The organism is Megamonas sp., from assembly GCF_986095205.1.
Genome location: NZ_CFQVBI010000083.1, coordinates 20,197 through 27,380, shown reverse-complemented (window position 1 = coordinate 27,380; position 7,184 = coordinate 20,197). Strand labels below are relative to the sequence as shown.

At 31.2% G+C, this 7,184-nt stretch carries 5 protein-coding genes; 1 reads left to right on the top strand and 4 read right to left on the bottom strand.

The genetic code is table 11. The features are described 5' to 3' along the window. Positions 1–126 precede the first annotated feature (126 nt). Together AC5LAX_RS12520 and AC5LAX_RS12515 are read right to left on the bottom strand one after the other, a co-directional pair. On the bottom strand, positions 127–1,125 hold the full coding sequence (locus AC5LAX_RS12520) for an isocitrate/isopropylmalate dehydrogenase family protein (protein WP_288908972.1): 999 nt from the start codon (positions 1,123–1,125) through the stop codon (positions 127–129). A gap of 2 nt (positions 1,126–1,127) precedes the next feature. Continuing rightward, positions 1,128–2,465, bottom strand: a complete 1,338-nt coding sequence (locus AC5LAX_RS12515) for a citrate synthase (RefSeq protein ID WP_018999946.1) — start codon at positions 2,463–2,465, stop codon at positions 1,128–1,130. A 238-nt stretch (positions 2,466–2,703) separates the two neighbouring features. On the opposite strand from AC5LAX_RS12515, the gene AC5LAX_RS12510 reads away from it, so the two are divergent. Further along, positions 2,704–4,623, top strand: a complete 1,920-nt coding sequence (locus AC5LAX_RS12510; protein ID WP_018999947.1) for an aconitate hydratase — start codon at positions 2,704–2,706, stop codon at positions 4,621–4,623. 61 nt (positions 4,624–4,684) lie between these two features. Here the strand turns inward: AC5LAX_RS12510 and AC5LAX_RS12505 are convergent, their stop codons facing one another. Then, a complete protein-coding gene (locus tag AC5LAX_RS12505) occupies positions 4,685–4,894 on the bottom strand; it encodes a hypothetical protein (protein WP_115150833.1) in 210 nt (69 codons plus the stop codon). Between the two features lie 24 nt (positions 4,895–4,918). Continuing rightward, a complete protein-coding gene (locus AC5LAX_RS12500; protein WP_117585707.1) occupies positions 4,919–7,183 on the bottom strand; it encodes a glycogen/starch/alpha-glucan phosphorylase in 2,265 nt (754 codons plus the stop codon). Between the last annotated feature and the right edge of the window lies 1 nt (position 7,184).

The following is a 7,184-nucleotide window of genomic DNA, read 5'->3' as shown; positions in this document are numbered from 1 at the left end:
AAATTCATTTGAGTATTTAGTCATAAAAAAACTGCACCTCCAAAAGTTGTTTTGTGTCCAACTTTTGGGGTGCAGTTCAATTTTATAGGTAGTCTTTTTTATAAATAATTATATTAAATTTATTTTTTATAATTTAGCGATGATAGCATCACAATATGCTTCTGTTGTAGCTGTACCATGAAGGTCTGGTGTTAAAGTTGTTCCTTCGTTTAATACTTCATCAACGGCATTTCTGATTTTGCTAGCAACATCATTTTGACCAAGATATTCAAGCATCATGCAAGCAGACCATAAAAGTGCTGTAGGATTTGCTATATGTTTACCTGCAATATCTGGTGCGCTACCATGAACTGCTTCAAACATAGCGTAATCTTTACCGAGATTACTAGATGGCAATAAACCAAGTCCACCGATTAAGCCACTAGTGAGGTCAGAAACGATATCTCCATAGAGATTTGGCATAACCATGATATCAAATTGTTGAGGATTCATTACAAGTTGCATGCAAGTGTTATCAACGATTTTATCATTAGCTTCGATTTCTGGATAATTTTTAGCGATATCGTAGAATATGCTTAGGAATAAACCATCACTCATTTTTAAGATATTAGCTTTGTGTACGCAAGTTACTTTTTTGCGATTATGAGCTTTAGCGTATTCAAAAGCATCTTTAATAATTCTTTCACTAGCATGGCGAGTGATTATTTTTGTAGCATGAACAGTATTTTCATCAATTTGTTCTTCTACACCTACATAGAGGTCTTCAGTATTTTCTCTGAAAACAATTAGGTCAATATCTTTAAATGCAGTTTTTACAGCATTATTTGATTTAGCAGGGCGAATGTTAGCATATAAATCATATTTTTTACGTAAAGTTACATTTAAAGAGCGGAAGCCTTTGCCAATAGGAGTAGTAATTGGAGATTTTAATAATACTTTGTTTTTATCAAAGGAAGCAAATGCTTCATCAGGGATTAATTTACCATTTGTTTCATATTCTTTAGCACCGACATTGAAAATTTCATAATTAAGGTCAGCGCTAGCTTTATCTAATATTTTTAAAACAGCATCAGTTATTTCAGGACCAATGCCATCGCCTTTAAATACAGTAATAGTTTTAGTCATTTTTATCTATCCTCCATAGGTACATATTCATTTAATTCACCAACATATTTTGTAGCAGGACGCATGATACGGCCATCATATAATTTATTTTCTAAGTTATGAGCGAGCCAACCTACCATACGGCTGATAACGAATAATGGTGTAAACATATCGCGAGGAATACCAAGCATATCATAAGCAAAGCCACTATAAAAGTCTACATTTGCACACGCTGTTAAGCCTTTTGTTTCCATCAAGGTTTCTTTAACAATGCGTTCAAAGCGTAAATAGAATTCAAATTCTTCTTCACGACCTTTTTCATGAGCTACGATACCACAATAATGGCGAAGTATTTCTGCACGTGGGTCAGAAAGTGTATAAACAGCATGACCAAAACCGTATACAAGACCAGATTTATTGTAGAATTGTTTATTTAATAATTTCAATACAATATCTTTAATTTTAGCATCATCACGAGTATAGCCTATTTCGGATATAACAGCATCCATCATTAAAGCTACTTTTATATTAGCACCACCATGACGAGGTCCTTTTAGTGAACCTATAGAGCCAGATACAGCAGAATAAATATCTGTGTCAGTGGAGGAGATTACTACATTTGTGAAAGTGGAGTTGTTACCACCACCATGATCAGCATGTAAAAGGAGCATGATATCTAAAAGATTAGCTTCTTGTTTGCTGAAATTGCTATCAGAGCGAAGCATATATAAAATATTTTCAGCAGTAGAGTAATCTTTGCGAGGATAGTGAATGATAAGACTTTTATGTTCGTAGTAATGCATTTTAGATTGATAAGCATAACATGCGATTGATGGCAATTTTGCCATGATTTGAATACCTTTTAATAATGTTTCATATACATCGGTATTATCTGGGTCTTCATCATAATTATATAAAGTCAAAATTGCATGTTGCAATTTATTCATTAGATTTTTACCAGGCATGCGAAGTAAATTCATTTCTAAGAAATCATCAGGAAGTTCGTAGTTTTCTTGAAGGAGTTCGCAAAAGTTTTCTAATTCTTTTTGTTTTGGTAAGTAACCAAATAATAATAAAAAGCAAGCTTCTTCATAAATATAGCGTAAATCATGACGATTTTTTACTATTTCATTGATATCTATACCACGAAAAAATAAAGTACCTTCAGTATCTACTTTTGTACCATCTTCATTGTATGTATAACCTACAACGTCTGCAACACGAGTAAGACCTACTAAAACACCTGTACCATCTTCATTACGTAAACCTTTTTTTACATTGTAGTCTTTATATAAATGATTAGGAATATCTGTATAATTTTGTGATTTTCCGTAGAATTGAGCTAAGAACGTATTATCCATAGACTAATTCTCCTTTTCTATTGAATTGATATTAACGATGAGTTTATAAAAAACATATTATATAAAAAGATACTTGTCTATTATATCACAAAAAATATCTTATATAAAAGTCAAATATACACTGTATACAATATTTTTATAGTAAATGTTTACTGTATTGATACACAAATCGTAATAATTTATGTTATAATGAAAATATTGTTCTTATGTATACTAAAAAAGTAAAGGAGAGCTAAAGATGCCTACATTAACAGAAAAAATAATTAAAGCTCATTTACAAGAAGGCACTATGGACCGTGGTTGTCCAATAGCTATTAAAATTGACCAGACTTTAACACAAGATGCTACAGGAACTATGGCTTATTTACAATTAGAAGCTATGGGTGTAGACCAAGTTAAAACAGAATTATCCGTAAGCTATGTAGACCATAATACACTTCAAAGTGGTTTTGAAAATGCTGATGACCATAAATATTTACAAACAGTAGCAAACAAACATGGTATTTATTTTTCTCGTCCAGGTAATGGTATTTGCCATCAGGTACATTTGGAAAGATTTGCAGCTCCAGGTAAAACTTTATTAGGAAGTGATTCTCATACTCCTACAGCTGGTGGTATTGGTGCATTGGCTATTGGTGCTGGTGGACTTGATGTTGCTTGTGCTATGGCAGGACGTCCATTTAATTTAAAAATGCCAAAAGTGGTAAATGTAAAACTTACAGGTGCATTACATAAAGGTGTAAGTTCTAAAGATATTATTTTAAAAGTTTTACAGCTTATGACTGTAAAAGGTGGCGTAGGTAAAGTTATTGAATACACAGGTGAAGGTGTAAAAACTTTAAATATTCCTCAACGTGCTACTATAACAAATATGGGTGCAGAACTCGGTGCTACTACATCTATATTCCCAAGCGATGAAGTAACATATGAATTTTTGAAAAAACAAAATCGTGAAGATTGTTTCGTAGCTTTAAGTGCAGATGATGATGCAGTTTATGATGAAACATATGAAATCAATTTAGATGATTTAGAACCAATGATTGCTATGCCTCATAGCCCTGACGCTGTAAAATCCATCAGTGAAGTTGTTGGCAAAAAAATAGACCAGGTTGCTATTGGTAGCTGTACAAATTCTTCTTATAGAGATATGATGATTGTCGCTTCTATATTAAAAAATAAAACAGTTGCTGAAAATGTATCCTTATGTATTTCTCCAGGTTCTAAACAAGTGTTGACTATGCTTTCTCAAAATGGAGCATTAACTGATTTAATCTCTAGTGGTGCTAGAATGCTTGAATGTACTTGTGGTCCTTGTATCGGTATGGGTCAATCTCCAATTACAAATGCATGGTCACTTCGTACTTTCAACCGCAATTTCTATGGTAGAAGTGGTACCTTAAGTGCAAATGTATGTCTTGTTTCTCCAGAAGTAGCTGCTTATAGTGCTATAAAAGGTGTTATCTCTGATCCTAGAGAAGCTGAATTTGATATTCCAGCAGAACCAGATCATTTCTTAGTAGATGATAGTATGATTATTGCTCCAGAAAAACAGCATCCTGAAAATGTGGAAATCGTTCGTGGTCCAAATATTAAACCACTTCCAGAAAATACTCCACTTGCTGATACTGTAGAAAAACAAGTAGTAATTAAAGTAGTAGACAATATCACTACAGACCATATCGCTCCAGCAGGGGCAAAAGTATTGCCATTCCGTTCTAATATTGAAAAAATATCTGAATTTATTTTCCGTGATGTACAAGCTGGATTTAAACAACATTGCTTATCTGTTGGCGGTGGCTTTATCGTTGCAGGTCAAAACTATGGTCAAGGTTCTAGCCGTGAACATGCAGCACTTGCACCAATGTATTTAGGCATTAAAGCTGTTATCGCTAAAAGCTTTGCGCGTATACATCAAGCTAATCTCATAAACTTTGGTATCGTACCATTTACTTTTGCAAATGAGGCAGATTATGATACTATTGATGAAGGTGATGTATTGAAAATTAGTAATTTACATCAGCTTGCTCCAGGAAAAGCTATGATGGTAGAGAATGTTACTAAGAAAACTTCTTTTGCCGTAAATCATGCATTATCTCAATTAGATATTGATATTTTAATGGCTGGCGGTCGTTTAAATTATATAAAAATGGGTAAATAAATATTGTATTTTAGATAAGAAAAAAGACTATCGTAAATTTTTACGATAGCCTTTTTTTATATTATTTTTTAGAGGGGATTCGCCATATTCTTTCAAAAGGATAAGCTTCAAACATATATCTTAAGTCAATATAATCTTCGCCTAAAATAAAAGATATACGTTGTAATTTTTTACTTTGGTATATTTTTTTTAATTTATTAATATAATAATTTATTTCTAAATCTGTTAATTTACCATTTTGCATATATATTTTTATATTATCAAAAGACATATTGACACCTCATTTAGTGGCAGATTATTTATCTAATTTCCAAATATCGTTATTATATTCAGCGATTGTGCGGTCACTAGAGAAATAGCCAGCGTTAGCAATATTTGTTAAAGACATTTTTGCCCAATTTTGACGATTTAAATAATCATGGAAAGCTTTATCTTTAGCTTGAATATATGATTTTAAATCAAGTAAAGTCATAAACCAATCTTTATTACTTAATTCATTGTATAAACGTTGAAGATTTTCAGCATTGCCAATGGAAAGCATTTCTTTAGAAATCAAGAATTTAAGTGTATTTTCAATTTCTGTATCATTTTCATAATAATCTTTGACATTATAATCTTGTTTTGTGTAATGATTGATAACATTATCACTGCTTTCACCAAAGATATAGATATTATCATCACCTACTAATTGATGAATTTCTACATTAGCACCATCTTCTGTACCTAATGTAATTGCGCCATTTAACATCATTTTCATATTGCCAGTACCACTAGCTTCTTTACTAGCGAGTGAAATTTGTTCAGAAATATCACAAGCAGGAATTAATTTTTCAGCTTGAGAAACATTGTAGTTTTCAATCATGACAACTTGAATATATTTATTAACAATAGAGTCTTTAGCAATGATATCTTGAAGACATAAAATAGCATGAATGATATCTTTGGCAATGACATATGCAGGTGCAGCTTTAGCGCCAAAAATGAAAGTTATAGGTGTTTTTGGTCGATAGCCTTGTCTGATTTTTAATAGTAAATTGATGATATAGAGTAAATTCATTTGTTGACGTTTATATTCATGTAAGCGTTTGATTTGAATATCAAAGATACTATTTGGATTAATGCTGATTTGCATAGTTTTTTGAATATAATCTGCGAGTTTTTGTTTATTATGAGCTTTAATTTTTAAAAGTGTAGATAATACATTTTCATCATTAATATATTGTAATAGTTCTTTTAATTTTGTAGCATCTTGTAGAAATTTATTGCCTATTAGAGATTGAATATATTGGCTAAGTTCATGATTACAATGCAATAACCAACGACGGAATGTAATACCATTAGTTTTATTATTGAATTTTTGCGGATAGAGTTTATAAAAGGCATTTAATTCACTATTTTTTAGAATATCAGTATGCAAAGAAGCTACACCATTGATACTATAGCCAAAATGAATATCCATATTAGCCATGTGCACACGATTTTCTTTATCGATAATTTGGACGGCTTCTTCTTCACTGCGTGTGAATGCAACAGTATCGAGGATTTCAATTATTGGAATTAAATGTGGTACTACTTGACGGAGATAATCCATAGGCCATTTTTCTAAAGCTTCAGCTAAAATAGTATGATTTGTATAAGCACAAGTATTTGTTACGATATGCACTGCTTCTTTTAAATGAATACCCTCTTTTAATAAGCGATAGATAAGCTCAGGAATAATCATTGATGGATGAGTATCATTGATTTGAATACATACATGTTGATGTAAGTCTTTGAGGTCATGACCTTTAGCTTTTTCTTCCATTAAAATTAATTGAGCTGCATTGCTAATCATGAAATATTGTTGATAGATGCGAAGTAATTGACCTTCTTTTGTACTATCATCAGGATATAAAAATAAAGTAAGATTTTTTTTGATATCTGTTAAATCAAAAGATATACCTTCTTTAACAATATTTTCATCGATACTGTCTAGGTCAAAAAGATGTAATTTATTCAGCCCTTGTCCATAACCAATAACATCAATATCATAAAGATGAGAATGTACAGTAAAATCTTTGAATTGAATATCAAAGCCTATATTTGTATCATTGAGCCAATTGTCTTTTTGTAACCATGGATTAGCTTCTTCTTTTTGAAGGTGATTGATAAATTTTTGTTTAAACAGACCAAGATGATAATTTAAACCGATACCATCACCAGAAAGATTAAGTGTAGCAATAGAGTCTAAAAAGCAAGCAGCAAGTCGACCAAGACCACCATTACCTAAAGATGGTTCAGGCTCTATTTCTTCAATAATACTTAAATCTTTACCGTGTTCTTGTAATAAAGAATTGATTTCATCATAAATACCAAGATTAATTAGATTATTAGATAATAGTTTACCAATTAAAAATTCAGCAGAAATATAGTATAATTTTCGTTTAGTTTGTGTGAGGGGACGATTTTTGCTTAATGCTTTAACTAACATTAATAAGGCTATATATAATTCTTCATTTGTACAGTTATCGATATTTTTTTGAAATTGAATTTGTAATATATTATTTAATTTAGTTAACATA

Bases quoted from the DNA above. Each gene is read 5' to 3' on its own strand.
- AC5LAX_RS12520 (WP_288908972.1), bottom strand. From the start codon at position 1,125: ATGACTAAAACTATTACTGTATTTAAAGGCGATGGCATTGGTCCTGAA.
- AC5LAX_RS12515 (WP_018999946.1), bottom strand. From the start codon at position 2,465: ATGGATAATACGTTCTTAGCTCAATTCTACGGAAAATCACAAAATTAT.
- AC5LAX_RS12510 (WP_018999947.1), top strand. From the start codon at position 2,704: ATGCCTACATTAACAGAAAAAATAATTAAAGCTCATTTACAAGAAGGC.
- AC5LAX_RS12505 (WP_115150833.1), bottom strand. From the start codon at position 4,894: ATGTCTTTTGATAATATAAAAATATATATGCAAAATGGTAAATTAACA.
- AC5LAX_RS12500 (WP_117585707.1), bottom strand. From the start codon at position 7,183: ATGTTAACTAAATTAAATAATATATTACAAATTCAATTTCAAAAAAAT.